2 protein-coding genes are annotated in these 1,090 nt (G+C 60.2%); both read right to left on the reverse strand.

What is annotated here, in order from left to right:
- Positions 1-717 (reverse strand): IS3 family transposase (locus MKW15_RS24170; RefSeq protein WP_374248189.1); only part of this gene is annotated, 717 nt, incomplete at its 3' end.
- Positions 718-719: 2 nt separating this feature from the next.
- Complete coding sequence (locus MKW15_RS24715) at positions 720-1,040, reverse strand: transposase (protein ID WP_374248192.1); 321 nt, start codon at positions 1,038-1,040, stop codon at positions 720-722.
- Positions 1,041-1,090 lie beyond the last annotated feature (50 nt).

Raw genomic sequence — 1,090 nt, forward strand, 5'->3', positions numbered from 1 at the left:
ATCCCCGACACTGCCAATAGAAGCCGCGATTCCCTCCTCGGCCAGTCGCTGCCCGAACACAATCGCCGTGTACTGTGATCCCGCATCGGAATGATGCACGAGCTTGGTCAAATCGACTACACCACAACGCTTTCGATTGTCGATCGCGTTGTTGATGGCGTCAGTCACAAGGTTCACCGTCATTTCCGAGGCCACTTTCCATCCGACGATCTTGCGGGCGAAGACATCGATGACGAACGCTGTATACGCCCACCCGGAGGCGGTACGACAGTACGTAAAATCTGCCACCCACAAACGATTCGGCGCCGAAGCATAGAACTGTCGATCGACCAGGTCTGCCGGCCGCTCAGCGCTCGGCTCTGGGATGGTCGTACGCACCCGTTTCTTCTTGCTCGCGCCACGCCATCCCATCTCGCGCATCACTCGTTCAACGGTACAGCGAGCGACATCAATACCATTGCTGCGCAACACTATCCATGTCTTCCGCGAACCCAACACACGCATCAACGGACGTTCCCGACGAAGGGTGAATATCGCATCAATGACGTGCGCATCAGCGAGCATACGGGCACTGGGCCCGCGGTTGATATGTTCGTAGTACGTGGATGGGGCGATGCGGATACCATGCTCACCGAGCACGGCACACATCGAATCGACGCCCCAGATAAGACCATCCGCACCCACCCGGTGACCCTGGTGAGTGCGGATGAACTCCACAATCAGCGGTGTGGCCGGTCGATCTCGGCCGCGAAGAAAGCCGACGCCGCCTTCAGGATTCCGTTCGCTCGCTTAAGTTCCGCCACTTCCTGCTTGAGCCGCCGAATCTCCTCGTTCTCGGCTTCCGCAACGCCGCCCGCCGCAGTCGCCGGCGTCTTACGAACCCAACAGCGGACCGTCTCCGCCGAGCCCACACCCAACAACTCCGCGGTCTTCCCCATCGCCGCCCACTCCGTGGAACCCTGGGCCACCAACTGCCTGACCATGTCCACCGCGTCGCGCTTCAGCTCAGCCGAGTACCGCTTCGATCCTGCCGCTGCCATAGGTTTCATTCTCCCTTGAGACGAACCCTCCGGAAACACCGGGACGGATC

It is taken from the genome of Gordonia gummivorans (assembly GCF_022513585.1).
GTDB lineage: Bacteria > Actinomycetota > Actinomycetes > Mycobacteriales > Mycobacteriaceae > Gordonia.